The 26,072-nt window shown below is 69.7% G+C and carries 21 protein-coding genes; 11 read left to right on the forward strand and 10 right to left on the reverse strand.

What is annotated here, in order from left to right; translation table 11 throughout:
• The first annotated feature begins 92 nt into the window (after positions 1-92).
• From ADL05_RS17215 to ADL05_RS17225, 3 genes are all read left to right on the forward strand, one after another.
• The gene (locus tag ADL05_RS17215) at positions 93-1,232 is read left to right on the forward strand and encodes an aromatic acid exporter family protein (RefSeq protein WP_231640785.1); all 1,140 of its coding nucleotides are present in this window, start codon (positions 93-95) and stop codon (positions 1,230-1,232) included.
• A 268-nt stretch (positions 1,233-1,500) separates the two neighbouring features.
• Positions 1,501-2,319 (forward strand): hypothetical protein, encoded by an 819-nt coding sequence (locus ADL05_RS17220; protein ID WP_053617988.1) that lies wholly within the window; start codon positions 1,501-1,503, stop codon positions 2,317-2,319.
• Between the two features lie 130 nt (positions 2,320-2,449).
• Entirely contained in the window at positions 2,450-3,598 is a 1,149-nt protein-coding gene (locus ADL05_RS17225) for a sorbosone dehydrogenase family protein (protein WP_053617989.1), read from the forward strand.
• A 203-nt stretch (positions 3,599-3,801) separates the two neighbouring features.
• On the opposite strand, the gene ADL05_RS17230 is transcribed toward ADL05_RS17225, so the two are convergent.
• From ADL05_RS17230 to ADL05_RS17245, 4 genes are all read right to left on the reverse strand, one after another.
• Complete coding sequence (locus ADL05_RS17230; RefSeq protein WP_053617990.1) at positions 3,802-6,396, reverse strand: glycoside hydrolase family 9 protein; 2,595 nt, start codon at positions 6,394-6,396, stop codon at positions 3,802-3,804.
• Positions 6,397-6,808: 412 nt separating this feature from the next.
• Positions 6,809-7,609: a hypothetical protein gene (locus tag ADL05_RS17235; RefSeq protein WP_053617991.1), complete on the reverse strand. Its 801-nt coding sequence runs from the start codon at positions 7,607-7,609 to the stop codon at positions 6,809-6,811.
• Between the two features lie 270 nt (positions 7,610-7,879).
• Positions 7,880-8,980 (reverse strand): SDR family oxidoreductase, encoded by a 1,101-nt coding sequence (locus tag ADL05_RS17240; RefSeq protein ID WP_053617992.1) that lies wholly within the window; start codon positions 8,978-8,980, stop codon positions 7,880-7,882.
• A gap of 278 nt (positions 8,981-9,258) precedes the next feature.
• Entirely contained in the window at positions 9,259-9,834 is a 576-nt protein-coding gene (locus ADL05_RS17245) for a TetR/AcrR family transcriptional regulator (RefSeq protein ID WP_053617993.1), read from the reverse strand.
• Positions 9,835-9,984: 150 nt separating this feature from the next.
• Here ADL05_RS17245 and ADL05_RS17250 point away from each other — a divergent pair, with 150 nt between their 5' ends.
• Positions 9,985-10,428: a hypothetical protein gene (locus ADL05_RS17250; protein ID WP_053617994.1), complete on the forward strand. Its 444-nt coding sequence runs from the start codon at positions 9,985-9,987 to the stop codon at positions 10,426-10,428.
• Between the two features lie 29 nt (positions 10,429-10,457).
• On the opposite strand, the gene ADL05_RS17255 is transcribed toward ADL05_RS17250, so the two are convergent.
• Positions 10,458-10,859, reverse strand: a complete 402-nt coding sequence (locus tag ADL05_RS17255; protein ID WP_053617995.1) for an arsenate reductase ArsC — start codon at positions 10,857-10,859, stop codon at positions 10,458-10,460.
• A 95-nt stretch (positions 10,860-10,954) separates the two neighbouring features.
• Between ADL05_RS17255 and ADL05_RS17260 the strand changes: the two genes are divergently transcribed.
• Together ADL05_RS17260 and arsB are read left to right on the forward strand one after the other, a co-directional pair.
• Entirely contained in the window at positions 10,955-11,269 is a 315-nt protein-coding gene (locus ADL05_RS17260; RefSeq protein WP_053617996.1) for a helix-turn-helix transcriptional regulator, read from the forward strand.
• The gene (gene arsB, locus ADL05_RS17265; RefSeq protein WP_053617997.1) at positions 11,266-12,345 is read left to right on the forward strand and encodes an ACR3 family arsenite efflux transporter; all 1,080 of its coding nucleotides are present in this window, start codon (positions 11,266-11,268) and stop codon (positions 12,343-12,345) included. The genes ADL05_RS17260 and arsB overlap by 4 nt, the downstream gene beginning before the upstream one ends.
• A gap of 113 nt (positions 12,346-12,458) precedes the next feature.
• Here arsB and ADL05_RS17270 read toward each other — a convergent pair whose 3' ends face one another.
• Positions 12,459-13,151 (reverse strand): hypothetical protein, encoded by a 693-nt coding sequence (locus ADL05_RS17270; protein ID WP_156365883.1) that lies wholly within the window; start codon positions 13,149-13,151, stop codon positions 12,459-12,461.
• A gap of 466 nt (positions 13,152-13,617) precedes the next feature.
• Here ADL05_RS17270 and ADL05_RS17275 point away from each other — a divergent pair, with 466 nt between their 5' ends.
• Complete coding sequence (locus ADL05_RS17275; protein ID WP_053617999.1) at positions 13,618-14,307, forward strand: CPBP family intramembrane glutamic endopeptidase; 690 nt, start codon at positions 13,618-13,620, stop codon at positions 14,305-14,307.
• A gap of 30 nt (positions 14,308-14,337) precedes the next feature.
• Here the strand turns inward: ADL05_RS17275 and ADL05_RS17280 are convergent, their stop codons facing one another.
• The 4 genes from ADL05_RS17280 to ADL05_RS17290 all read right to left on the reverse strand — a co-directional run bounded on the left by ADL05_RS17280 (position 14,338) and on the right by ADL05_RS17290 (position 18,367).
• On the reverse strand, positions 14,338-15,480 hold the full coding sequence (locus tag ADL05_RS17280) for a DUF418 domain-containing protein (protein WP_053618000.1): 1,143 nt from the start codon (positions 15,478-15,480) through the stop codon (positions 14,338-14,340).
• Between the two features lie 234 nt (positions 15,481-15,714).
• A complete protein-coding gene (locus ADL05_RS31180; protein WP_197285831.1) occupies positions 15,715-17,271 on the reverse strand; it encodes a hypothetical protein in 1,557 nt (518 codons plus the stop codon).
• Positions 17,264-17,926 (reverse strand): hypothetical protein, encoded by a 663-nt coding sequence (locus ADL05_RS30600; RefSeq protein WP_156365884.1) that lies wholly within the window; start codon positions 17,924-17,926, stop codon positions 17,264-17,266. The genes ADL05_RS31180 and ADL05_RS30600 overlap by 8 nt, the downstream gene beginning before the upstream one ends.
• 114 nt (positions 17,927-18,040) lie before the next feature.
• A complete protein-coding gene (locus ADL05_RS17290; RefSeq protein ID WP_231640786.1) occupies positions 18,041-18,367 on the reverse strand; it encodes a transposase family protein in 327 nt (108 codons plus the stop codon).
• A 256-nt stretch (positions 18,368-18,623) separates the two neighbouring features.
• On the opposite strand from ADL05_RS17290, the gene ADL05_RS17295 reads away from it, so the two are divergent.
• The 4 genes from ADL05_RS17295 (at position 18,624) to ADL05_RS17310 (ending at position 25,924) form a co-directional block, all read left to right on the forward strand.
• Entirely contained in the window at positions 18,624-19,241 is a 618-nt protein-coding gene (locus ADL05_RS17295) for a hypothetical protein (protein WP_053618002.1), read from the forward strand.
• A 147-nt stretch (positions 19,242-19,388) separates the two neighbouring features.
• Positions 19,389-20,255, forward strand: coding sequence for a hypothetical protein (locus tag ADL05_RS17300; RefSeq protein ID WP_053618003.1), 867 nt, complete (start codon positions 19,389-19,391; stop codon positions 20,253-20,255).
• 114 nt (positions 20,256-20,369) lie between these two features.
• Positions 20,370-22,736, forward strand: a complete 2,367-nt coding sequence (locus ADL05_RS17305; RefSeq protein ID WP_053618004.1) for a hypothetical protein — start codon at positions 20,370-20,372, stop codon at positions 22,734-22,736.
• The gene (locus tag ADL05_RS17310; RefSeq protein WP_053618005.1) at positions 22,733-25,924 is read left to right on the forward strand and encodes an ABC transporter permease; all 3,192 of its coding nucleotides are present in this window, start codon (positions 22,733-22,735) and stop codon (positions 25,922-25,924) included. Before ADL05_RS17305 ends, ADL05_RS17310 begins: the two co-directional genes overlap by 4 nt.
• The last annotated feature ends 148 nt before the right edge of the window (positions 25,925-26,072 follow it).

A 26,072-nucleotide genomic window follows, 5' to 3' on the forward strand; every position in this document is an offset into this window, starting at 1 on the left:
CGAGGTGGCGGACGCGTCGGCGGGCGTGCGTGGAGGGGAGCGCGGCCGGACGGCGGGTCCGGTCCGCGGGGACGTTGAACCGAGGAGGCGCCGTGCTGGGCGAACGACTGGGGCAGCTGCGGGAGGAGCTGCGGCGCGCCGTCCGCGGTCGGGGACGCGAGCGCGAGAGGGCGGTCCTCATCCTGCGCAGCGTCGTCGCCTCGACGCTGGCCTGGGCGGTGGCGGCCCTGGTGATGGACAGTTCTCAGGTGGCCTTCGCCCCGTTCTCCGCCCTGCTGGTGGTTCGCCCCAGCGTCTACCGGTCCGTGCTCGACTCCAGCCGCTACGTCGCGGCGGTCTTCCTCGGGGTGCTGGCCGCGGGGGCCGCCGGGCTCACCGTCGGTGTGCACCTGTGGGCGTTCGCCCTGGTCGTCCTGGTGGCCCTCGTCGTGGGGCAGGCTTCCCTCTTCCGGGATCAGGGACGGCAGATCCCCGTGGTGGCGGCGTTCGCCTTCGCCGGGGGCACCGCCGCGAGTGTGGAGCCGTTGGGCGAGATCCTGATCATGGTCTGCGTCGGCTCGGCCTCCGCCCTCCTGACCCAGTTGGTCCTCGCCCCGTCCGTCCGCTTCCGGGACGCCGAGGACGCGGTGCACGGGTTCGCCGACTCCCTGGCCTACCTCGTGGACGAGATCGCCGCCGGCCTGCACGAGGGGCGCGAGGGACTGGACACCCGCCGGTGGGTCCGGATCGCGCAGAGCCTGACCGCCACGAGGGAGAACGCGCGGGCCGCCGTGGAGGCGCAGGACGAGCGGGTCCGGTTCAACCCGCGCAAGCTGCTGATGCGGAACGGTTCCACGGTCAGTCTGCGGACCTACCGGGAGTGGATCAACGCCATGGACCGCGCGTCCTGGCACCTGCGGTCCATCACGAGCACACTCGACACCCTGGAGCGCGGCCCGCGGCGACTGCCCCCGCAGAGCGAGGACTTCCTGCACGTGTACGGCGACCTGCTGGACGCCGTCTCGGACGTCCTGTGGACCCTGCACGAGGACCGCGCCTGGGAGAGCGACCAGGTGCCGCAGGACCTGAGCCGACGGCTGGAGTGCGCCCAGGACGCCGTCGACCGGTGCCAGAGGGAACTGGAGCACACACGGGGCGGGAGCGACTGGCACGTGCGCGGGGCGCTGCTCACCGATGTCGAACGCCTGCTGCACGAGCTGAGCGAGGGACGCACGGGCGCCGAACAGGGATGAGCGGTCGTACGTGTCGGACCATGGCGGCCTCCGGTGCCCGTGCTCCCGGCAGGCCCGGGCCCCAGGTGGCCCGGTCGCCCCCGGACGCCGCGACGAGCTGCCACGGTCGCCTTGGTTCCCGTGTCGGGTTTCGGCCCCGGTGGCCTCTGGCAAGCCCCGGCCCCAGGCGACCCCGGCGCCCCGGACGCCGCGACGAGCTGCCACGGTACGCCCAGGCCCGTAGGGTCGGGGGACGGGTCCACGACCGCCGCCGTGACAAGGGAGTCCGATGAGCCTTCGCATCCAGGAACTGGGCTGGCGCGCCACCCCGATGGGGGAGATCAGCCTGCGCCGGCGCTGGGACCCGGCCGCGCGCACCGACGTCTACGAGATCAAGCTCGACGACGAGTTCCTCATGTCGAGCCTGTTCGTCGCCGCGGAGGTGGAGGTCGCCCGCATCGCCCTCGCCGAACTGCGGTCCGCCGGGCCACCGCCCGAGGGCGGCTTCGACGTCGCCGTGGGCGGTCTCGGGCTCGGTCACACCGCGCTCACCGTCCTGGAGGACGACGGCGTGCGCTCCCTCGTGGTGGTCGAGGCGCTCCAGGAGGTGATCGACTGGCACGAGGAGAAGCTCATCCCGGCCGGGGAGACACTCACCGCCGACGCGCGCTGCCACCTGTCACAGGGCGACTTCTTCGCCCGCGCGGCCGACCCGGGCAACCCGGCCGGGTCCGGATCTCGGCCCGGGGGTGCGGCGGGTCCCGACGCGGAGCAGCCCCACGAGCGGGCGACGGGCGGGCTGGACCCGCGCTCGCCCGGAGCCCGCTTCCACGCGGTGATCGTGGACATCGACCACTCGCCCCGCCACCTGTTGAACCCCTCCCACGCACCCTTCTACGAGGCGGAGGGGACGCGTCTGCTCGCCGAGCACCTGCGACCCGGCGGCGTGTTCACCCTGTGGTCCAACGACCCGCCGGACCAGGCCTACCTCGACGTCCTGCGCGGGGTCTTCACCGGAGTGCGGGCCGAGGTGGTCAGCTTCCCCAACCCGTACCAGGACCGGCCCGCCACCAACACGGTCTACGTGGGGACGAGGCCGCGCGACTGATCCGCGGGAGCGGCCGCGACCACGGTCGTCGGCTCACGAATCCGCCCGGCCGATCCGGGGACGGCCACACCCACCCGGTCGTGGCCCGGGGGCGGGAGTAGCGCCCCCGGGAGCGGGGCAGGGGACCGGTATGGCACTTCACGGACACCGCTCCGGAGCCGCCGCGGCGCTCGGCGTCCTGCTGCTGGCGTGCGCGTGCGCGGACGACGGCACCGGCACGTCGGCGGCACCGGGGGAGCCCGGGTCGCCGGGGCCGGAGAACACGGAGCAGGAAGCGCAGGGGGCGGGCTCCGGCGAGCCCGGCGAACCCGGCGAGCCCACGGACCTGGCCACCGGTCTCGAGGTCCCGTGGGGCGTGGGCTTCCTCCCCGACGGATCGGCCCTCGTCACCGAGCGCGACTCCGCCGAGGTCGAGCACGTGGCCGCCGACGGCACGGTGACCGGAGCCGGGCGGGTGGAGGGGGTCGTGCCCGGTGGAGAGGGCGGCCTCCTGGGACTGGCCATGGACCCGGAGTTCCCCGAGGACCCGTACGTGTACGTGTACTACACGGCGCGGTCCGACAACCGGATCAGCCGGATCGAGTACGACGCCGACGAGAACGAGCTGGGCGAGGCCGACGTCATCCTGGACGGTCTGCCGAAGGCGGGCAACCACAACGGCGGCCGGATCGCCTTCGGCCCCGACGACCTGCTGTACGTGGGAACCGGCGACGCCGCCCAGGGGGCGCTGGCCCAGGACACCGACTCCCTGGCGGGCAAGATCCTGCGCATCACCGACGACGGCGAGCCCGCCGAGGGCAACCCCTTCGACAACCGCGTGTACAGCTACGGGCACCGCAACGTCCAGGGCCTGGCCTGGGACGCCGACGGGCGTCTGTACGCGACCGAGTTCGGATCCGACGAACGCGACGAGATCAACCTCATCGAACCCGGCGCGAACTACGGGTGGCCCGAGGTGGAGGGGCCCGGCGGCGGGGACGAGTACACCGACCCCCTGCTGACGTGGTCGCCCGCCGAGGCCTCGCCCAGCGGCGCGGCCATCGCGGGCGGCGCCCTGTGGGTGGCCGCCCTGCGCGGCGAGCGCCTGTGGCGGGTCCCCCTGGACGGTGAGGGCGGACTCGGCGAGCCGGAGTCCTCCTACGAAGGGGACTACGGGCGCCTGCGCACGGTGGTCACCGAGCCGGGCGGCGGGGCGCTGTGGCTCACCACCAGCAACCTCGACGGGCGCGGCTCCCCCCAGGAGGGGGACGACCGCATCCTGCGGGTCCCGCTGGAGTGAGGCCGATCGCAGGGCGGCGGGCCCTCCACTGGTCGCCGCGCGCACGGCGGGAGCGTCCGCCATCGCTCACCATGCGTACGGCGGCGGGTGCCACCACCGGTCGTCGGGTGTTCGGCGGGGAGAACCCGCCACCGGCCACCGCTCGCACGGCGGGGAGGGCCCGGCACCGCGCCGAACCCTCCCCGTGACCGCGACGGCGGTGGCTACGTCCCCTGTCCGCAGACCGCGCCGTTGAGCCGGAACAGTTCGGGGGCCGGATCCGAGCGGTCCGAGCCGGTGCCGACGAAGCCGAACGTCGTCTCCTCGCCCGGGTCGATCGCCGCGTTCCAGTCCAGGTCCCGCGCCGTCACCCGGGAGCCGGACTGCTCCAGCTCACTGCTCCAGTGCCGGCCCGCCGACTGCCCGCCGGTGAACGACCACCCGAGTTCCCAGCCGTCCACGGGCTCGTCGCCGGTGTTGCGGATCGTCACCTGGGTGGTGAACCCGCTCTCCCACGCGCCGTGCACCGTGTAGTCCACCTCGCAGGTCGGTGCGGCCGGGGAGGCCGCATCGCCCTGGTCGGTGACGAACGCGGACACCCACGCCAGCGCCGAGTTCCAGTTGATCGTCAACTCGTTGGTCGACCACGCGTCGATGTGGTCGATGTAGCAGAACTGCGGCGCGCACCCGGCCAGGTTGGCCTCACTGACCGGGTCCCAGGTCGCCGTGTCGGAGTTCGGCCCGCCCGAGAGCGTGCCGTCGGGCGGGTTCGGCAGTGACGGGTCCAGCTGGGCGGCGTACCAGCGGCTGTGCTGGTTGACGGCGTCGTTCTCGCCGTACCCGGTCACGTACGACTGGTTGAGCGCGTTGCGCCCCAGGACGTAGTCCATCCCCTCCAGGACGGCGTCGCGGTAGCGAGCGTCCCCCGTCAGGTCGTAGGCGGTCGCCAGGACGACCATGGTGTTGAGGACGAGTCCGTTGGAGCCCCACACGAGGACCCCGTTCTCCGGGTTCAGGACCAGGCCGTACGGGTGCTCCTCCGCGGCCGCCAGGTACTCGTCGGCGGCGGCCACCACGGACGCGCGGACCTCGTCGCGGCCGTCCAGGGAGTTCGGGACGGTCGCGAGCTGGAGCCTGCCCAGGGGAGCGGTCCAGCGCCAGTCGAAGGCCGAGGCGGTGAAGGCTCCGCCGGTGTGCAGCTCCGAACCGGTCACGGCGTCCGCGTACTCGGCCGCGCCCGTCGTGAGGTACAGCTCGGCCGCGGCCCAGTAGAACTCGTCGGCCACGTTGTCGTCGTCGTAGGGCCCGCCGCCCTGGCCGCCGGCCGTGGCGAAGCGGTCGGGGTGCTCCACGGCCGCGTCCCAGGCGGCCTCACCCGCCCGCGCGCACGTGTCGGCGAAGTCGGCGTCATAGGGCGCGAACACCCGGGCGCACTGTGCGGCGGTGGCGGCCAGGTTCAGGGTGGCCGCCGTCGACGGCGGGTGCAGGTAGCGGGGCTGCGGGTCGCGGTGGGGCATCAGCGGCAGGCCCGTCCACGCCTCGTCGTGCACCTTGTGGTGCGCCATGCCCGCCAGCTCCTCGCCCTCGGGCACCTGCATGCTCAGCAGGAACTCCATCTCCCAGCGGGCCTCGTCCAGGACGTCGGGCACGCCGTTGTCCCGTTCGGGGATCGCGAGGCTGGAGTCGGAGACCCGGCCGGGGTCGCCGGTGGGGGCGTGGTGCGCGCGCTCGTACACGCTCATCAGCTGGTGGACCGAGATCCCGCCGTTCACGACGTACTTGCCGTGGTCGCCGGCGTCGTACCAGCCGCCGGACACGTCCAGGGTGTAGTCGCACGGGGTGTCGGGATGGCAGGTGACCTCGGTGTCCCCCTGGTTGGGCTCGACCCCGGCGTGACCGGCCGGGCGGCCGTAGCCGGGGGCGATGTCGTCGCTGATCTCGATGCCGCTGCGCTGCGTGTAGTAGAAGTCCAGGGCATCGGTCGCCAGGTCCGCGTAGCGGTCGGCGGCGATGTCGAACGGGTGGCTGGTCTCGCCGTCCGCGGTCAGGGTGAAGCCCGTGCCCGCCTCGGTGAACCCGCCGAAGTCCAGCGAGTGCACGTTCTGGTCGGAACTCGGGTCCAGGCCCTCGGGCACGGTCTCGCCCTCGGCCACGACGGTGCCGTCGGCGTCGGCCAGTTCCCAGGGCAGGGGCTGTTCGGCGTCGGTGACCACGGTGGCGTTCTTGGGGCCCTGGGGCAGGTAGCCGACCTGGTTCACGCGTACGCGCGGGCCGGTGTCGGGCTCGTACACGGGGGGTTCGGCCCCGCCGAGGAGGGAAACGTCGTCCAGGCAGAAGGTCCAGGCCTGCTCGGCGCCGCCGATCTGGAAGGCGACCTGGCCCTCCGGGAGATCCGTGGAGGCGGTGAAGACGTGTTCGTAGGGGGCGGGGTCGGCGGCCAGGGCCGAGCGCGCGTCCAGTTCGGTGCGCCAGGGGTCGACGGGCTCCTGGACGAGCGCCCGCACCACGACGCCGTCCGCGCCCGAGGCGGTGTAGGTGAAGTCGTAGGAGTCGTCGGCCTCCAGGGGGACACCGTCCTGGCCGATGATGGCGTCCCAGGGGTTCTCGGTTCCGCCGGGGACGTCGGCGCACAGGGCGCCGTCGACGACGCTCATCTCGATGCCGGAACTGGCCCACCAGCCGGTGGTGCCGTCGGAGAAGTCGCCGTTGACGATCTGTTCGACGGGATCGTCGTCGGCGTGGGCGGGCGCGGCCGCGAGAAGGCCGCAGGTGAGGGCGGCGCACGTACTGATCGCGAGCACCCTGGTCGGCGTGGTCATGGCTTCCTTCCGCTGGGGGTGGGACGACCGGTCGGCCGCCGCGGAGGTTGGGAGCGCTCCCACATGCATGGTTGTGGGCGCGGCCACACCTGTCAATGGGGGTAAGCGCAGCGGTGTGCGGCCCGGGATCGCCGGAGCGGTCGAAGTCCGTGCTCAGGGGCCGGCGTCGCCCAAGGGCGCGAGCGGCCGTTCGCGGGCCGCCGACGATCCGGGTCGCGGCGGATTCCTGTCCACAGGCTGTGGACGGAAGCCCGTTCGAGCTGACTTGTCCACAGCCTGTGGACAGGGGTCGGGTCCGGGTTCGCGGTGGCGCGGCGGTCCGCGCATGACGAGACCCGCGCATGCCAGACCCGCGCATGGCGAGACCCGCCCGCGGCGGAGCCGGGGCGGGCGGATCGCGAAGCGTGTGTGCTCAGGCCTGGTCGGCCTCGTCGTTCCCCTCGTCGCCGGCCGGGTCCCCGGCGTCGGCGGGCAGCAGGCCGCGGGCGATGACCTCCTCGGTCAGCGCGCGCACCACCTCGGCGGCGTCCCCGGTGTGACCGGGGTGCTCGGACACCTCGCGGAGCTCGGCCAGGATCGCCGACACCACGGTGTCCCACCGCAGGATCTGGGCGAGCGGCGCGGCCTCCGTCGACTCGCGCCAGCGACGCAGGGCGTCCAGGCGACCGTGCTCGACCGCCTCGTGGGTGAGGTGGAACAGCAGGTCCACCGTGCGTTCGTGCGCGTCGCGGTCCAGGAGGTCGACGTCGATCACCGGCACCGGCTGCGTCGTCCCGCCGTCCTCCTGGGGGCGCAGGTGGAACACCTTCCACAGCCGTCCGTTGGTGAGCACGACCCACCGGGATCCGTGCTCGGCCGCGACCCGGCGGGCCATCTGGATGTTGCGGATGTCCAGGTCCTGGCCGACGCCCTTCACCTCGACCGGGGCGAACACGTCTCCGTCGAGGATGATCGCGTAGTCCACGGAGTCGCCGCTGGTGCGGTACTCGGTCGTCAGCTCCTGGTACTTGCTGTAGTTCAGGCCGACACTGAGGAAGTCGGCGACCAGCAGGCGTGTGTCCCCGTCGTTGGCGTCGCGCTCGATCAGTTCGGCCAGAGGGCCCGACAACCGGTCGATCGCCGCCGCCAGCCTGCCGCGCACCGGGGTCTCCCAGCTGACAGGGGTGGTGAACTGACCCGTCCGGGTCATCACCTGGGTTGCCTCGACGTCCATGAGTGTCCGTTTCCGTGGTCGCCGTGGGCCCCGCCGCACGCTGCCCGGGGCACGGGATGAGGGAGGTTTGGCGCCCCGATCGTACAGCTCCCACGGCCCTGTCGCCGATTCGACCCGTCGCGCGCCCGGTCGGGCGTCGCTGGCCGGATCGCCCCGTGATCCCGGAGGCGTCCGCCGGGCGGCGGTGCTTCTCGGGGCAGCGGGCACGGCGCCGGATCACGGGCGCTCGGCGGGCGCTCGGCGGGCGCGCGGGAACCCCACCACGCCGGATCACGGGCGCTCGGCGGGCGCGTTCCGCACCCGGGGGCGCTCGCCGAAGTCCTCGGCCACCAGCCGGTCGGCCCAGAGCCGGAGCGACGGCCACACCGGCGGATGGGACAGGCCCGCCGCCCGGGCGAGGGCGTCGGCCGACGCCGTGTCGTAGCGGTCGTCGCTGAGGAAGGCCAGGGTCTCGGGCTCGACACCGGTCAGCACTCGGGGCAGGCGCCGCAGCAGGCCCACCGGCACCCTGCCCCGCGGGGCGCGCACGCCCAGGTGCGCCGCGAGGCCGCGCAGGAGGTCGTGCAGCGGGGGCGTGCCGTCATCGAGGACCCAGTGCGCGGGGACGGCAGCGGTGTCGGAGGAGTCGTGCTCCGGGACCGCGGCGAGGAAGCGCGCGAGGTGGTCGACCGTCACCACCGGCACGAACGTCGACGGCCCGCCGGGAAGAAGCGGCAGCCGTCCCCGCCACAGGTCGCGGACGGTCCCGGCCAGGCCGATGTACTGCCCGGCCTCGCCCGTCTCCGAGTCGCCGATGACCGTCGACGGGTTGACGATGCTCAGCGGCAGGCCCTCGCGCACGGCGAGGTCCCGCACGACGGCGTCGGCCTCGATCTTGGCGGCCTCGTAGGCGCCGTGTTCCCGGTAGAGCCGGTCCGTCCCGGCCGGTGTCAGCGGGGCCGTCAGGGCGCCGCCCGCGCGGTACCCGGTGACGTGCACCGCGCGCCGCAGCCCGGGCAGGCGCGACGCCCAGACGAGCGCGTGCAGCGCACTGTCGACGTTGGCCGCCCTGGCCTCCTGCCGGTCCATCCCGAACCGGTAGCGACCGGCGCAGTTGTAGACGTCGCGCACGTCCCGCAGCCCGTGCGCGTCGTCGCCGCCGAGTCCGAGGTCCGGCCGGGCGAGGTCGACCCGGACGGTGGTCAGGCGCGCTGTGGGCACGGCGTGCCCGCGGAGCCAGGAGAGCAGGGCCTCCTCGCTGCCGCGGCTGCGGGTTCCGGCGGCAGCGGCCTGCCCGTCGTGCAGGAGTTCGGCGAGGAGGCGGCGCCCGATGAGTCCGGTCGCGCCGAGGACGAGGGCTCGTGGGGTCGGGTCGGTGTGGAGTGATGGCATGGTTTCTCCTCTATAGATCGATCTACATATTTTTGACGCGCAGGTCCGTGCTGGAAGGTGGATCAGCCGTGCGGCTGTGCGCCCGGCGGCTGTGCGCCCGGCGGCCGGGCGCCCCGCGCCCGTGCGGTCGTAGGGCCGAGTGGTCGGTCAGCCGAGCGTGTGCCCGGCACTCGGTACCTTGCACCTGGCACTCGGCCGGTCGTGCCGCCGCCCCGCCCTTCGGCCGGATTCGCGCCGCTCGACGCCTGTCCCGGCCCTTGCCTCGGCCCCGGCCTCGGTCAGGCGTCCTTGAGCAGCAGCGCCACCGATGCCCGGGCCCGGTCGAGCGGAGTGCGGCTGCGGGCCGCGCGGGCGAGCAGGATGGCCCCCTCGACGAGGGAGAGCGCGGACCAGGCCAGCGCGTCCGCGGCCTCGGGGGCGCGCCCCTCGGCCGTGAGCCGAAGTGCGAGCTCCCGCTGCCAGGACGCGTAGACCCGTGAGCAGACCTCGTGCACACGGTCGTTCGTGGCGGCGGCGTCCACCGCGGTGGCGGCGATCGGGCAGCCCTTGGTGAAGTCCGACTCCACCATTCTGGTGGCGAAGAGGTCGATCATCCGCTGGACGAACGCGACCGGGTCGGGCGCCTCGGCGGCCAGGTCGGCGAGCGCGGCGCCCACCTCGGCGCCCGCGGCTTCCAGCGCCGCGGTGACCAGTTCGTCCTTGCCACCAGGGAAGTGGAAGTACAGCGAGCCCCGTGGCGCCCCGCTGGCGGCCAGCACCTGGTTGAGTCCTGTTCCCGCGTAGCCGTGGGCCTCCAGCAGCTCGCGTGCTCCGTCGATGAGCCGCGCCCGTGTCGCCGTCCCCTTGGTTCCCATGCGATCAGACTAGACCGATCTACATATTTTTGCCAACCCGAGGGCATGCGGCGTTCGACGCCGGTGTCGGGCCGCCCGGCGCAGGCCGTCCGTCCGCAGGTCATCCGAGGAGTAGGGTCTTGGTGCCCACGGCATGGAAAGGGGAGGAACATGCTCTTCTCGATCCCCGGGACCGGTTGGCTCCTCATCGCCGCGGCGTCGACGGCGGTCTTCATGGTCGGCATGCGCGCGCTGGTCCTCGGGTCGGCTTCCGGGGACGGGGTTCCGGGAGGCTGGAAGGAGCAGAGCAGACGGGGGATGCGGCTGTTCTACGTGGCGACCCCGGTCTTCGCCGCGATCGTCCTCGGGGCGAGCGTGCTCCGGCCCGATCCGCCGTCCACGATCCTGTTCCTCTACAGCATGTCGTTCGTCGCCGTCCCCGCCGCGTTCCTTCCGGTCCGCGCCCGCATGGTCCGACTCCACCTCGCGCAGCAGGAGGACCCCGACACCGCGCCCAGGGCCGACTGGGTCGTCACCGCCTGGCTCGTGCTCGTCCTCGGCACGGCCTGCGCGGGGTCCACGGCCGCCCTGCTGGTGTCGATGTACGGCACGTGAGAGGGCGGATGGGCCGGCTTCGGCAGCCGTCAGACGCCCAGTTCCGCCAGAAGAGTGCGCACGCGCTGTTCGATCTCGTCGCGGATAGGCCGTACGGCCGCCACGCCCTGGCCCGCCGGGTCGGGCAGCGACCAGTCGAGGTAGCGCTTGCCGGGAAAGACCGGGCACACGTCGCCGCAGCCCATGGTGATGCAGACGTCGGAGACCTCGACGGCGTCCGAGGTGAGGATCCTGGGCTTCTGGTCGGCGATGTCGATGCCGACCTCCTCCATGGCGGCGACGACGGCGGGGTTGACGGATTCGGCCGGGGCCGAACCCGCCGAGCGCACCTCCACCCGGTCGCCGGCCAGGTGGCGCAGCCAGCCGGCGGCCATCTGGGAACGGCCGGCGTTGTGGACGCACACGAACAGCACGGAGGGCCGGTCGGTCATGGAGGTGCCACCTTCTTCCCGGGTGCGGCCCCGGTCACGGACCCGGGCCGGCGGAGGATGCATATCAGTGCGGAGTGATATGACATTATCAGTACATGCTGACATCAGTGGACACTGACCTCACCAGGGCTCTGGGTGACCCCCTGCGCGTGCGCATCGTCTCCCTGCTCGCCCACGAGACCCTCTGTACGACGCACCTGGTCGAGGAGACGGGTGCGCGTCAGACCAACCTGTCCAACCACCTGCGCGTCCTGCGCGAGGCCGGCCTGGTCGAGACCGAGCCCTGCGGTCGGTACACCTACTACCGGCTGCGCCCCGAGGCCCTGGAGTCCCTTTCCGGCGCGCTGGGGGGCCTGGCCGCCACCGCCCGCGCGACCGTCGCCGCCGACACCAAGAGGGCCTGCCCATGACCCGCGCCGACACTCCGGCTCCCGTCGCCGGCTCCGTCGCCGCCCGGCTCTCCACGCTCGACCGCTTCCTGGCGGTGTGGATCCTGCTGGCCATGGCCTTCGGCCTCGGCCTGGGCCGCCTCATCCCCGGCCTGAACGAGGTACTGGCCGCCGTGGAGGTGGGCGGCATCTCGCTGCCCATCGCCCTCGGCCTGCTCGTCATGATGTACCCGGTACTGGCCAAGGTCCGCTACGACCGGCTCGACACCGTCACCCGCGACCGCCGCCTGCTCATCTCCTCCCTGGTCGTGAACTGGGTCGTGGGCCCCGCGGTGATGTTCGCCCTGGCCTGGATCTTCCTCGCCGACCTGCCGGAGTACCGGACCGGGCTCATCATCGTCGGCCTGGCCCGCTGCATCGCCATGGTGATCATCTGGAACGACCTCGCCTGCGGGCACCGGGAGGCCGCCGCCGTCCTGGTCGCCCTGAACTCCGTGTTCCAGGTGCTGGCGTTCGGGGTCCTGGGCTGGTTCTACCTCGACCTGCTGCCCGGGTGGCTGGGCCTGGACACCGACGGAATCGACGTCTCCCCGTGGACGATCGCGCTCAACGTGGTCATCTTCCTGGGCATCCCCCTGGCGGCGGGCTTCCTGACCCGGCTCCTGGGCGAGCGGCGGATGGGCCGCGAGCGCTACGAGTCGGCGTTCCTGCCCCGCATCGGACCCTGGGCACTGTACGGGCTGCTGTTCACCATCGTGCTGCTCTTCGCGCTCCAAGGCGGGACCATCACGAGCCGACCGCTGGACGTGGCGCGCATCGCGGTCCCGCTGCTCGTCTACTTCGTCCTGGTGTGGTTCGGCACCTTCGCCTTCGCCAAGGCGATCGGGATGTACTACGACCGCACCACGACGCTGGCCTTCACCGCCGCGGGCAACAACTTCGAACTGGCCATCGCGGTCGCCATCGCCACGTTCGGCGTCACCTCGGGCCAGGCCCTGGCCGGAGTCGTCGGCCCTCTCATCGAGGTCCCGGTCCTCATCGCCCTGGTCTACGTGTCCCTGGCCTGGCGCCAGAGGTTCACCGCCGACCGGAGATAGCGGGGCCGCCGGGGCCGGTGAGGCGTGGACGAACAGACCGCCTGACAGCCCAAGGACGCGCTCGGCACGGCGGACCCGAGCCCTGCTCGTGTGCTTCCTCGTGGGCGAGGACTCTACTCCAGGGTCTCGTCCACGAGGGGCAGGCACGCCAGCACGTCGTCGTTGACCGCCTGCTGGAGCTCCTCCGCTCGGGCGACGTGCTCGTTCACCTCGTGGTCGGTGAACGAGACCAGGTAGTGCGCGTAGTCGCCGTAGACCTGTGCGTTCGGGGTGTCGGTCCCCGCCAGCGTCTCGTAGCCCTCGATCATCGTGCCGCTGATCTGCTCCTGGCTGGTGACGAATTCGGTGGGGGGCGAGATCTCGGCGACCTCGGTCAACGCCTGGCAGAAGTCCTCGTCGACGAGCCCGTAACTGGGGCTCTCGGCGATCGCCTGGCGCATCTCCTCCTGGGCCTGTTCCTCGGCGGCCTCCAACGCCTCGACCCGGGCCACCTCGTCCCGGTAGTGCAGGTAGAGGAGCAGTCCGCTGGCGCTCAACGCCGTCATCGTCCACCCGGCCGCGATCGCCAGCCGCGACAGGCCTCGTCGCCAGTAGGTGCGCCGCACCGCGGTGTGGCCCAGCACCGCACCTACCGGCGGGACGAGGAAGGCCAGGACCACGGCGAGCGCGGGCAGCCGCGTGGGCGCCAGGTCCTCGGCCGGCTCCGCGGCTTCGCCGGTGTCGTCCTCGGGTGCACAGCCCTCGGGATCCGCTGTGTCCTTCTCCTGTGCGTCTCCGTCCGAGCCCTGGTCCGTCTCGCCGCCCATGCCCGCCATCGCCTTCCCCTTGACCTTCCATGTGCCGTGACAGGACGGCTGTGCGCCGTGCCGTCGTGGTGTGCTCCCCACCGAGAGGAAGAGACCAGCACATTCACCCCGCGAGAGAACGAACAGGGCCATCATGGCATCTGGGCAGAAGAGTGAGGTGTCGGGAACCCGACCACGGCTGAGGGATGGCAGGCTGTGGTGCGCCCCCATGCGCGACCGCGCCGGTAGCGACCAGCCGCGCGAGCGTGACCCGACCCGCCGAGAAGTACCGGCCAGTGGAGGACCGACTGTCGTGGCGAACCGAAGACCCCCCGTCGGTGACGCGATCCGCCTGTTGGTCGAACGTTTGAACCACAGCGCCGCGAGCCCGACCTCTGGGGATCCGGTGAGTGCCCGCGGTGGGCGGTCCCGCTCATGGTGGGCGATCAGTGCCCAGTGCGCTGCCGGGCTCGCCCTCTATGTCGCCGTGTCGCTCACGGTGGGGCTGCTGTCGGGCTCGGCGGTGCTCGGTGCGGCCGTCTCGGGTCCCGTGGTGCTCGGTGCGGTCGTGGTCTGGCGGCGCTGGACCTTCGGTGCGTGGTCGGCAGGACCCGTCTCGGAGCAGGCGCGGGGGATCCAGTTCTGGGCGCTCGCCCTCACCGGTCTGGTGATGTGCTTCCTCGGGGGCCAGACGCTGGCCGTGTGGCTCTACGCCGCGCTCGGCTCGACCTCCTTCGACGCCACGCAGAACGCGCAGAACGCGGTACCGGTGGCACTGCTGCTCTTCGCGCTGGTCATAGCCGCCCCGGTGGGCGAGGAGGCCCTCATTCGCGGCCTGATCTACCCGTTGCTGCGGCGCCGCTGGCCGGCACTGGCCGCGGCGCTGGTCAGCTCGGCGGTGTTCGCCGCGTTGCACGGCAACCTTGTACAGGTCGCCGTGGCACTGCCGCTGGGGGTGCTGCTGGCCCTCGTCTACGAACACGTGGGAATGCTCTGGCCGGTGGTCGCGCTGCACGCGCTGTTCAACCTCGCCTCGGTGCTGGTGCCGGTGCCTCTGGTGGAGGCGATGGCGACCCCCGTGGTCTTCTCACTCGCGCTGGCGGGCGCGGCCGTGGTCATGATGGCGCTCCACCCGACCGACGACGACCGTGACGAGACGACCTCGTCGCCACGGTGATCGTGTACCGACCCTTCGGCGCGGGCGCCGTCACCGCAGCGCACCCGCGGCCACCAGGTGGCGCAGCGTCCGCTCGGCGGGTCCCCGGATTCCGTGCCGCTCCATCAGGGCGCACACGAGCACCGAGACCGACCAGACGACGACCGCGACGGTGAGCTGCCAGACCGAGGCCAGCGCCTCGATGCCGCAGACACGCAGCACTCCCGCCGCCAGCACCAGGAGCACGGTCTGCGACAGGTAGGCCGACAGGGAACGCCTCCCGGTGGCCGCCAGTGCTCGGCCGAGGACTCCCGTGCCCGCTGTGGGCCGGGAGGCGGCCAGCGCGACGAGGGCCAGGAAGGCGGCTCCGGCCAGCAGCCCGGCCGGTCCCTGGTGCCAAGTGACCAGGACGCGTGCCAGGATGCCGGTGCCGTCCACGCTCATCAAGAGCGGGAGGACGGCCGTGACGGGGATGACGAGTCCGACCAGGACCACACCCGCGAGTTGCCGCCGGTGCCGGTGCGGCTGCTCGATCCGCCCCCGGCCCGCCAGCCACGCCCCCAGCAGCACACTGGGCAGCGCCATCGAGGTCAGGACCGTCGCCGGTGTCGTGACGAGCCAGAGCGCCAGGTTGACCGCGACCCCGGCGAGGTGTTCGTCGAACAGGGCCTGCGCCGCCAGACCGTGGCTGCGGGCAAGGACAGCCTCGGGCCCGGCCGCCGCCAGGAAGGATGTCGACAGCGCGCAGCCGAGGGCGGCCAGCAACAGCGCGAGCCGTCGGCGGCGGGCGGCGACGATGCCCGCGACCAGGACGGTGATGAGCCCGTAGGTGCCCAGAATGTCCTGGGCGAAGACGAGGGCGTGCACGGCGCCGAAGACCAGCAGCCACAGGCCCCGCCTGCGCAGCAGTGTCGTGGCGCGCCGTTCCGCCTGTTCGCGGTCGAGGCCTGCGGCCAGGCTCTCCCGGATGGACCTCTGCGCGATCGTCGCCAGGCCGAAGCCGAGCAGCAGGGCGAAGAGCGGGTAGGCCCGCCCGTCGACCAGCAGGTGCAGCAGGCCCGACACGACCGTCTCGGCGATCGCGGACGTGTTCGGGTCCTGCCGGAACCAGTAGTGCGCGTTGGCCGCGGCGATGAGGAGCAGCATCGCTCCCCGCGCCAGGTCCGGCACGAGCAGGCGTCCGGAGCCGGTCATTGTGCCTGGTAGCGGAGTTTCTGCTCGTTTACCAGTGCACACGGAATGAAATTACCAGATGCGCGCTCCGGGGCCGTCGGGTGGCATGACAGCCGGGCCGGCCGTCGCTTGAGACGGTTTGGCGAGCCACCGGATGCGGGCCCGCATGTCCGGTGGTGTGGGAGAAGGGCCGGGCGCCCCGGACCTCCTACCCGATTCAGGATTCACCGGGATGGCGCTGCCGCCTGTGGACTGTTACTCCCCGAATCCCCGGCTGTCCGACTCGGCTTGGCGCTGATCGCTTTCGTAGGCCTTGCCTGTCTTCGGGTGCAGCAGCGACTCGTAGGGGCCGGGCGCCTTGGACGGTGTCTTCACCGAGAGCGTCTGAGGCCGTCGCCCATAGCCGTGGTGGTCGTCGTAGAGTCCCCACTCGGTGCGGTGCCGCGCCATCGACTTCAACGGCGGTTTCGGTGTCTCCCAGATCGCGCTGGAAGTCCTGGCCGCGGCCTGTGTCTCCGTGCGCCGGTGGCGCCCCGGGGCCTCTTCGGAGCTGTCGGGCTGTGTCTGGGACTCCGCGCTGGGCTTCGGGGTTTCGGCTGTCTGCGACGCCCTCTCCTGGGAGCCCTCCCGGGTGTGTTCGGCCCCGAGGCGGGCCTCGCGCTCCCGCGCCGTCTCCGGCTTTCCCAGCGCCTCCCATGCGGAGATCGCAGCAGCGGTCTCCTCCTGACCCATGCCCGCCATCAGCATGTCGAACTGGGAGGCCACACGGTCACCGCGCTGCGCGAGCAGGTCGTTCACGATCACCTGGTCGGCCAGCGCACGGTCCGCCCCCTGCCCGCCTGCGCTTGCCCCAGAGTGCGCACCAGGATCAACCGGTCCAACCTGGAGGGGACCGACCATCCCGGGCGAAGGGGCGACGCCGACTCCCGTTACTCTGAGATCTTCATAAGAATGGACACTACGCAAACGCCCTATCACTCGGTTGCGCTCGGCATGTAGATCTGGTGGAAGATCCACCTTCCCCAACTTGTCGGCCAGAACGTGCGGTTCAGGCGTCCCCAGTGCGATTCCTTCCATCAGGCGGACATCTGTGCTTGGCCCGTCCTCGCTATACCAGTCCATCGTCATCTGTGACCGGACCGCGTCGCGCCCCAAGAAATCGTTGATGTCCTTGGGCAGATGTCCATGCTCCGGAAATTCGACCTCGAACTGGATCTTTTCAAGACCGACCTCCTTGTTGGCCAGTAGTTCGGGAATCTCATCCATTCCTAAAACAGATTCCCTCGCCACGTCGGCAGCGAAAATATAAGAGTTGCCGCGGGTCGCCTGTGTGTAGGATCTGGAAAGAAAGGACCACGCTTCCTTCCGCGCTGCTTTTACCTCTCCTGGGGAGATATCATAGTACCTGTCGAGCGCCAGGTTAACTTTCCTGTCGAAGAGCCTGTGTGAATCAAGCTTTTTCCCAGAGTCCGTTCTCTCCAGAACCTCGTATCCACGAGTCTCGGCACACGCCTGCGCAAGAAACCGATGACTCACCGGCTTTGAAGAGGGATCGGGTGCGGACTCGTACGACCAGAAGGCGAAGGGCTTTCCCGTGGGGGCAACAGGATTGCTCTTGGCCCATTCAACGACATAAGCATGGACATCAGGCCTGCCATCCGTAGTCACCAGGCCACGATGAAAGCATTCTTCTGCAAGGTTGTCGGAAATCATCCTGGCTTCGGCATCGCTCAGGCTGTTGTATTCCTCTTCGAGATCCTTCGCTCTTTGCCACTCGCTCGCCGAAATTGCAATTCGACCCGATCTAGCCACGGGTCAACTTTCGAGGCGCGTTGAATGAGATTCGGGCAGAGGACCCGGCTCCACCGGCGGCTTGCCAAGTTCTGAGAGATACCGATTGTTCAAGAAGAATGATCGGGCTGTCGTCATAGGGATTTCTGAGATCCCAGCATGCCAGGCGATAAGGGTTATCCTGGGAAGATCGCGGTCTGCTCCACAGTCCGTCGTAAGGCGCCCGCGGATAGTCCTTTGATCCGGAATGGCGCAACCATGACGGTTCCCCGAAAACACCGGTTCCCTGCGCCAGGTAGTTCTCCCACGACGCGACGCCGAGGGACACTACTTCCTCTTTGGTTTCAGGGAGAGCGGAGATCGCCCTCCATAGATCGGCTACGACGGAGACGACCGGGTGCCAGAATCCGTTCGACTGCAGATCCAATTTGTTGCCATGGCGTGTCTGCACGTCCAGATCGAACTCGGTCGTGAGCGCCTTCCACCCGTAGCGGTCGCACCACCGCTGGACATCGGGAGTCCCCGGGTGGGGAGGGCCGGACCAGATACTCGTCCAATCCACGTTTCGCAGGTCTTCGAGCTCAGTCCGAAGAAGCTCCGGTGTGATGTGCACGATTTCCTCGATCATGAAATACTCGCACTCCTCTTCTGTGTCACAGGAAGCATCCATGATCATACGGTGCGACATTGGTGTGCACAGCGGCGGCGAAGTACTGGGGCGGGTCCGGCTGAAGTGAGCGTCTTTCATTCTGCTTCTCGGAGTTGAAGAACGAGCACGGCTCGGGTGATCTCACCGGCCCGGCTCAGCCCTGCGCGGGCAGCACCGCAGCCGACGTAGGACGTCCCAGTTCTTGAGCTGGGCGATGGCCCGCTCCCCAGGGCTGCGGAGTCTGGCGTGCTCGGAGTCGGAGTCCTTCTTCCACTGCGGCTTGCCCCGGCCCTTGAACGGGCAGAACACCGCCTCCGGCAGGCCCACGTACCCCTTGTCGCCCAGGCAGAGCAGACCTGAGGAGGCGATTCGCTCGGCGATCCTCCACACCCGGGCGGCCCGGGTGTCGTGCACCGATCTTGGGACCTGGCCGGACTCGATCTGCAACCGCGGGAGATGGCGACCCACTGTCTCCTGGGGTCTTTCTCGGCCGTGAGAACTTACTCGCAGGCGAGTGCATCTGAGTGCTGTGTACACAGCGCATGCCGTTCATCACACCGAAGACCAGTAGCCACAGGCCATGCTTGCGCAACAACATAAAGACCAGGTAAGCGCGCCCGCCGTGCGAAACCACCCGATGTGCACAACCTTGAGCCGCTTCGATGCTTCACACTAGGTGGCGCCGAACCCCCGGATTCCCAGCCGAATCAAGGAGACCCCCATCGTGACGACCGCCAAGACCCCCGTGGCCGCGAGTCTGGTCGCTGTACTCGCCCTGACCGCGTGCTCGGGTGGTGGCTCACTCGTGTACGACTTCACCGAGGAGCCGGTGATGGAGCCGGCCTCGAGTATCGAGTTCCGCATCCCCGACGAGCTTGCCGAGCTGAGTGAGGACTACCTCGAGGACCGTGTGTACGAGTCCATCACTGTGTCCGCGGTCGACTCGGACGACCCTTCGGGGTGTGCCGTGGAGATGGAGTTCGACTTCGCGGACGGCGGGCTTGAGCGCTACCTCGAGTACCAGGAGAACGACATCGCCGGTAGCGACACGACCTTGGATGAACGTATGGCCAGCCGGCTGACCGGCGAGAACCTGGATCAGATCGAGCTTAGCGAGGACTACAGCTCCGCGGTGGTGCCCGTGGAATGTGCCGCCTCACCGACCGACGACGAGAGCGTCTCGGAAATCTCCTTCTCGCGGTTCGTCGGGGATGGGGACCAAACCCGAAGTCTCGCCCGCGTCAAGTTCTCCGCCATGCAGGGCGGCGAGCTGTACGTCCACGAGCCCGAGGTCGAGAACTGGGAGCTCGACTCCAACGGCAACTGGATCCGGGCCGAGTAGAACCCGGCCGTGGCGGACCCCCGCCCCAGGTGCACGGTTCTCTGGTGCGCCGGGGCGGGCGGTACACCGGCAGGAGAGCGACGGCGAGTGTCCGAGCGCAACTGTAGGGTGATGCTCGTAAACGAGCAGAAACAGAGTAGGTGAGTGATGGCCAAGAGCGTCTTCAAGATCCCTACCAGCCTGGACCGGTCCTTCCTGGACCACGAGATCGCGCTGGCGGGCGGCGGATGGCAGATGCGTCCGCTGCCGATGAAGGTGATCCTGTTCTGGGCCGCCTCCATTCTGTTGCTGTTCTGGGTCACCACCTCGACGTTCGTCTCCAGTGCCGACTGGTGGCTCATCCTCCTGGTGATCATCTGGTGGCTGGCGACCACCGCTTTCTTCGGCCAGTACTCCAGGACCAAGGAGATGCGCTTCGCGTCGCTGCCCGCGCTCCTGGAGTACCTGCCCCGGCCCGCGCGCCGCGTCATCACCCGCCGCGGGTCCAACCCCAGCGGCTTCTACTCGGTGTTCGGCGTCAAGAGCATCGATGAGACCGGCTTCATCGAGTGGCTGGACGGCACCGTCGGACAGGCCTACCTCGTCGTCGGATCCGCCTCGGTGCTGGTCTTCGACGAGGACAAGCAGGCCATCCTCAACCGGGTCGACGCGTTCTGGCGCAAGGTCGACACCAACGCGGAGTTCATCTGGATCACGACCAAGGAACCCCAGCGGGTCTATCGGCAGCTCGGCAACCTGGAGATGCTCAACCGCAACCTCGCGATCCGCGACCCCGAGCTGTTCGATCTGCTCGATGAGCGGTACTCGATCCTCAAGGACTATGTGGGCGGCCAGTTCAACTCCATCCACCAGTACCTGGTGATCAAGGGCGACAACCTGGAGGCGCTGCGCCGGGCGCACGCACTGGTGCGGGCCGAGGCCGAGGGCTCCAGCCTCATGATCAAGCAGGCCACGATGCTCAACGCCGACGACCTCTACGAGATGCTGCGGACCATCTACACCGCAGAACGATAGGTCGGCCGCACGACCGCACGGACATTCGAACACCCCGATAGCCGGGATGTGGGACCGGTGCGTCGAGAAAAGTCTAATTTCTGCTGATATACGAGGAGAAAGTGCAGAGCGCGCATGGCCGGTAGACGTTTTCGAGGCAGCGCGACCGGGACCTCGCAGGTGGACCTGCCCGGCGCGCTCCTGGGCACCACCCACGCCACGGGGCGGACGGAGCCGACCGCCGCCGACACGCGGACGGACGAGCAGCCCGTCGCGAGCCCGATGGGCCGCGGCGTCTCGTTCGGCAACCTGAGGGAACGGCAGCGGCGGGCGGCGGAACAGGACGCCGCCGAGGCCGAGCGAGGCGACGACCCGGCCGAGGGGACGAGTGCCGCCGAGCGCCGTGCCGCGCAGAAGAAGGAGCGCCAGATCGGCGGCACCTTCGAGGAGCACCCGCACCTGCTCGCGGTCAAGCCGCGCGAGCGCTACGTCTTCCACAGCGACTACTTCCGGATCGACGACCACCACGCGTGCGTCCTCGGCTTCTTCCACGACGACGGCTCCCGCGACGACTTCGCCGCGTTCTGGGGCATCAACCGCATCCCGACCGGACTGCCCGACGACGTCACCGTGGTGGTGCTCGAACAGGTCCGCCGGATGGGCGAGAAGTGGATCGAGGACCGGATCAAGACGGCGGAGAAGCTCGACCGCCTGGAGGAGGGCGAGCAGTCCCAGTCCGGCACCATGACCTCGCGGCGCAAGGCCGCCAAGGTCAGCGATGACATGGAGATCGTCTCCGGAGAGATCCAGGACGGTGCCAGCTACCTGCACGTGCACGACCGCCTCCTGGTCAAGGCCCCCACGCTGGAGGTCCTGGACGACGCCGTCGAACGCATCGGCCGCCTGTACATCGACCGGTTCGGCACCCTGACGGTCGCCGCCTACCCCGGCGAGCAGCGGCAGGAGCTGACCAACCTCTTCGGCAGGTCCGAACGCAAGCGCGGCAAGGGCTTCCACTTCACCAGCGTGGAGTTCGCCGGATCCCATTCCCTGGTCACCAACGGGCTCAACGACCCGGCGGGCGAGTACGTCGGCTACATGGTCGGCGACGTGAACAACTCCGCGGTGCTCTTCGACGTCAATGCCTACGACCACCACGTGGTCGTCGCCGACAACGGGGTCAACCCGGTGCTGGACCGGGCCCACGTGCCCGACATGTGGGGATCGAAGATCTCGCAGGCGGCGCTGCTGTCCAACGCCCGCACCGTGCACATCATCCTGGACGGGGCCGACCTGGACGGCCTGGGCCCGCGCCTGGACGCGCTCACCGCCCGGCTGGACATGAACTCCGGCGACATCAACATGTTCGAGATGTTCGGAGCCCAGGAGGACGAACTCGGCATCTTCCCGGCGCACCTGGAGAAGGTCGTGCTCATGGCCGAGCAGGCCTACGAGACGACCGACCAGGACCGCTCCATCATCCGCGGTGCGCTCAAGGAGACGTTGACGCAGTTCTACATCGACAAGGCCATGTGGGCGCGCAACGCCAAGCACAACCGGGACCGGCTGCGGGTGGTGGGCGTCCCGCACGCCCAGGTGCCGCGCCTCCAGGACATCGTCACCTACTTCGACACCCAGTACCGGGCGCTGGCCAACTCCACCGCCCGCGACGACGAGGCGCTGCACGCCTACAACATCCTGCGTCTGGTCTTCAAGGACCTGCTGGACAACAACGGCGACCTGTTCAACACCCACACCAACGACGAGATCGACGGGGTGGCCGACGCCCGCCGCGTGCTCTACGACTTCTCGCGGCTTCTCAAGCGCGGGAAGGGGGTGGCGATGGCCCAGTTGGTCAACGTCATCGGTTTCGCGGTCGACAACCTCGGCCTGGGCGACACGGTGATCATCCACGGCGCCGAGAACATCGACGACCGCGTCAAGGAGTACCTCGGCGAGCAGTTCGGGCACCTGTTCCTGCGCGGCGGGCGGGTCGCCTACCTGTACAACGACATCGACCGGATGCTCGCCGACTCGGCGTTCAACCGTTTCGACTCCGCCGACTGGACGGTCCTGGGTCCGATGCGCGACGCGACGGTCACCGAGTACCAGCGCCAACTGCACCAGGACATCCCGCCAGACCTGGAACGCCTGGTGACCACGCGCGGAGAGAACCTCGCCTACCTGCGGCGGGGACACACCAACGTCATCTTCCACATGGACCTGGCACTGGGCGTCAACCCGGCCCGAGCCGATCGGCGCGCCCAGCTGATCGGGGCGGGCCGGCGCGAGAAGGGCGAACGGAAGCAGTCCTCGGCGGTGATGGCGGCCAAGGGCGACATGGCCGAGGAGCGGGCCCAGCGCGTGGCCGAGAACGGCGCCGAGGCACGGTTGCGCGCCGAACGCATGAAGCCGCGGGCGAAGCCGCCTCGCCGCTCCGACCGGCAGGACCCGGCCCAGGGCGGGGCCGTGCGGAGTGACCGCAGGGGAGGTGGCCGGTGACCGACGTGAGAGAGAACGAACCGACGGTGGAGCAGGGTGCGCCCCCGAACGGGAGCCGCGGCCTTCCCTCGAGCGGGCCGAGCACCCTCGTGCGCCTGGTCACGCGGGTGCTGTTCGTGGTGATCCCGCTGGCCCTGATGCTGGGGGTGTCCGGCACCGCGCACGCCGACGAGAAGGAGGACGAACTCAACAAGCTGTCGTTCTACCGGCTCTCCTCGTCGATGACGGCTCTGTTCTCCACGGCGCAGGAGCCGAGCGGTGACGGTGGCGTCAGCCTCGAGGATGACGCCTGGGCCGAACTCATGGCACAGCCGGCGAATGCCGGATCGATGCTCGGTTACGCCGACGAGGACTACAACATCATCGCGGGGTGGCTCAACTCGCGCATGGCCCAGTCCTCCGACAGCGTCGGCTACGAGACCCTGGTCGGCAGCGACAACTCCGGAATCCCCGGTGAGACGGGTGCGCAGGACTTCGCGCTGTTCGGCGCCACGCTCAACGGATTGGGGCTGGATTCCACCAGCACCGGGCTTTCGCTGGGGTTCTTCAACGCGCTCTTCGGCGGGATCATCTTCCTCCTGTACACGGTCTCGGCCGCGGTGGACGCCCTGTGGTCGATCCTCATTCGGGCGCTGATCGGGCTGAATCCGTTCCAGTTGTTCGCTGACGCGATCAGTAATCCGGTGTTCGCCGACGCCATGACCGGAGGCGGGGAGCCGCCGGAGGCCCTCGAGGGCCTGGTCACGTGGATCTCCGGGTGGTACGAGGTCCTGGAAGACCTGGCGTGGACGGTCATGGTGCCGCTGTTCATCGGTGTCTTCCTGATGAGCATTCTGCTGTTCAAACAGTTCGACAAGGCCTCGGGCCTGAAGAAGCTGTTCATCCGCATGCTCTTCATCGGTCTGGGCCTGCCGTTGCTGGGGTCGATGTACACAGGCATGCTCAACGCCATGGCCGAGGCCACCGACGAGGGGAACTCGGGCTCCGCGCGGGTGGTGCTCTCCACGTATGTCGACTTCGAGGGCTGGGCGATGGATCACCGCCTGCGCGTGCCGGACGGGGAAGGGGCGTACGTCGAATGGGACGACAGCCAGCATGCCCCCTCCGGAAGGTCCCAGTCCAGCGTGCGCACCCTGGCGCTGCAGATCAACCACCGGGTCCTGGGTCTGTCGGAGCCGACACTGGGTGAGGACGAATCCTGGGGCGGTGCGACGGATGGTAGCGAAGCGGGATTCGAGGAGACGCACTACGCCCAGGTCGCGAGCATCCTGGGCCGGTACATGAGCAGCGCCCACGTGTCCGCCTCATCCTTCGAGACCGAGTCCAAGGCCACCCTGCCCGAGGAGGTCCGAACGTGCGGAGACAATGAACCGTGCGCGCGTGACTGGTTCGAGAACTACATGGGCGATCCAGAGGACATCGTGGGCACCAGTGATCCGGCGCCCGGCGACAACCCCCTGATCTCGGTGAGAGGTGCGGGCCTGACCGCCAGCGGTGGTGGCGACACCAGGAGGTTCAGGACAAGCGAAGATGTCGGCGCCTGCGGGCTGGATCTGTCCACGCCCAGCGGCAATCCCATGTCCTGCAACCTCGCGCCGCTGGCGATGTACAACTACCTCAACTCCGACTTCGGGCCGACGTCCTACACGGCCTACTCCTCCGGCAGGAGCAGCAGCGAGGCGACCCGGTCCATCCACAACTCGGTGTCGCTGGTGGGCACCGGAACCATGAGCGCCGTGTACTGGTTCAACGCCGTGGTGCTGCTGGGCGCGTTCATCACCATCGGCATCGGGTACGCCGTCGCGATGCTGATCGGGAACATCCGGAGGAGTTTCCAGCTCATCACGGCGATTCCGTTCGCGACGCTGGGCGCGATATCGGGCATCGCGAAAGTGATCGTCTACACCATCGCGCTGATCATGGAAGTCGTGGTCACGCTTTTCCTGTACAAGTTCGTGCAGGAGTTCCTGCTGAGCCTGCCGAGCATCATCGAGACCCCGTTCGCGGCAGCCCTCAACAGCACCGACGGCGATGAGCAGTCGGCGATGGTCGCCTTCCTGGTCTCCGGAGGGTTCATCACCATGATCGTCACCCTGGTGACGATCATCCTGGTCATCCTCTTCACGGTCATGGCGATGCGTCTGCGCAAGACGCTGGTGAAGGCGGTGGAGGAGGCCGCCACCAAGTTGGTCGAGAAGCTCACCGACAGCAAGGTCACGCCCCCCGGCGGCGGCGGTGGCGGCATGAGCGGCAAGATGCCCGCCCTGAGTTCGGGGGCCGCCTCCGGTGCCGGCGCGGCGATGGGCAACCGGATGATGGGCGGTGGTGGCGGACCCAAGGGCGGCGGCCCGAACGCGGGCGGCACCAACGGCGGTGGTCCCGAGGGCATCAGCACCGCATCGGGAGACAGTAACGAGACCAGGGTCGGCGGCGACGTGGACACCGACGGCACGCTGGAAGGGCCCGGTGAACTGACCGGGGGCGGCGACGGTGGCGACGACGGGTCGGGCGCGGGCCTGGATCCCGGGGACGCGAACGGAGACGCCGCGCGGGAGACCGCACTCGGCCGACGGGTCGAGGCCGACGGGCTGTCGATGCCTCCGGGGAGCGCCGACCCGGACAATCCGAGGGTCGGCGACGACGGCGACCCGCTGGAGGCCGGGATGAAGTCCGTCCAGGAGTCCGGCGAGGAGTACCGCAAGGCCGACGCGGCCAAGGTCGGCGCGGTCAAGGACACCGCCGAAGCGGGCGTGCACGCGGGGGTCGCCGTCGGCCGCGGCATGGCCGGGGACGCCGCCGGTGCGGCCGAGTCCGGAGGCAAGGCCCTGGAGAAGGGCGGCTCCGCCACGGCGAAGAACGCCCAGTCCAGGGAGCACAAGGAACGGGCTGGAAAATCGTCCCTCGACAACCAGAACCCGAACCCCAACAACGTGCGTCGTATGAACCAGGGACGGCAAATGCAGCAGACCGGACGCACGGTGTCCAACACCGCGGGCCTGGCGAGCGGCGGCACCGGGAGTAAACCCGGTGGCGGCGGTCCGAAGCCCACCGGCGGTGGACCGAAGCCGACCGGTGGGCCGAAACCCACCGGCGGAACCGGGGGCAAGTCCGGCGGCGGTCCAAAACCGGCCGGCGGACGGACTGGAAACCCGCGCAAACCGCGTGGAGGCAACAACAGGAAGAAGTGAGAACTGATGGGGATCAAGGGCCGACCCCCCTTTTCCGCATTGCGGGCAATGGCATGAGTCGTACGCCGTTTAGCCTCGTCTTCCAGGGAAAGTCACACTAAAAAGTGTTGCTCCCAGCGCTGTCCGACAACTAGCATCAAATCCGCCC

The organism is Nocardiopsis sp. NRRL B-16309, from assembly GCF_001279585.1.
Taxonomy (GTDB): domain Bacteria; phylum Actinomycetota; class Actinomycetes; order Streptosporangiales; family Streptosporangiaceae; genus Nocardiopsis.

Excerpts from the sequence above, each read along its gene's own strand:
- ADL05_RS17245 (WP_053617993.1), bottom strand. The coding sequence starts at position 9,834 with ATGGGAACCAAGGGGACGGCGACACGGGCGCGGCTCATCGACGGAGCA.
- ADL05_RS17300 (WP_053618003.1), top strand. The coding sequence starts at position 19,389 with ATGGCCAAGAGCGTCTTCAAGATCCCTACCAGCCTGGACCGGTCCTTC.
- ADL05_RS17280 (WP_053618000.1), bottom strand. The coding sequence starts at position 15,480 with ATGACCGGCTCCGGACGCCTGCTCGTGCCGGACCTGGCGCGGGGAGCG.
- ADL05_RS17305 (WP_053618004.1), top strand. The coding sequence starts at position 20,370 with ATGGCCGGTAGACGTTTTCGAGGCAGCGCGACCGGGACCTCGCAGGTG.
- arsB (WP_053617997.1), top strand. The coding sequence starts at position 11,266 with ATGACCCGCGCCGACACTCCGGCTCCCGTCGCCGGCTCCGTCGCCGCC.
- ADL05_RS17240 (WP_053617992.1), bottom strand. The coding sequence starts at position 8,980 with ATGCCATCACTCCACACCGACCCGACCCCACGAGCCCTCGTCCTCGGC.
- ADL05_RS17270 (WP_156365883.1), bottom strand. The coding sequence starts at position 13,151 with ATGGGCGGCGAGACGGACCAGGGCTCGGACGGAGACGCACAGGAGAAG.
- ADL05_RS17230 (WP_053617990.1), bottom strand. The coding sequence starts at position 6,396 with ATGACCACGCCGACCAGGGTGCTCGCGATCAGTACGTGCGCCGCCCTC.
- ADL05_RS17225 (WP_053617989.1), top strand. The coding sequence starts at position 2,450 with ATGGCACTTCACGGACACCGCTCCGGAGCCGCCGCGGCGCTCGGCGTC.
- ADL05_RS17260 (WP_053617996.1), top strand. The coding sequence starts at position 10,955 with ATGCTGACATCAGTGGACACTGACCTCACCAGGGCTCTGGGTGACCCC.
- ADL05_RS17250 (WP_053617994.1), top strand. The coding sequence starts at position 9,985 with ATGCTCTTCTCGATCCCCGGGACCGGTTGGCTCCTCATCGCCGCGGCG.
- ADL05_RS17220 (WP_053617988.1), top strand. The coding sequence starts at position 1,501 with ATGAGCCTTCGCATCCAGGAACTGGGCTGGCGCGCCACCCCGATGGGG.
- ADL05_RS17235 (WP_053617991.1), bottom strand. The coding sequence starts at position 7,609 with ATGGACGTCGAGGCAACCCAGGTGATGACCCGGACGGGTCAGTTCACC.
- ADL05_RS30600 (WP_156365884.1), bottom strand. The coding sequence starts at position 17,926 with ATGATCATGGATGCTTCCTGTGACACAGAAGAGGAGTGCGAGTATTTC.
- ADL05_RS17255 (WP_053617995.1), bottom strand. The coding sequence starts at position 10,859 with ATGACCGACCGGCCCTCCGTGCTGTTCGTGTGCGTCCACAACGCCGGC.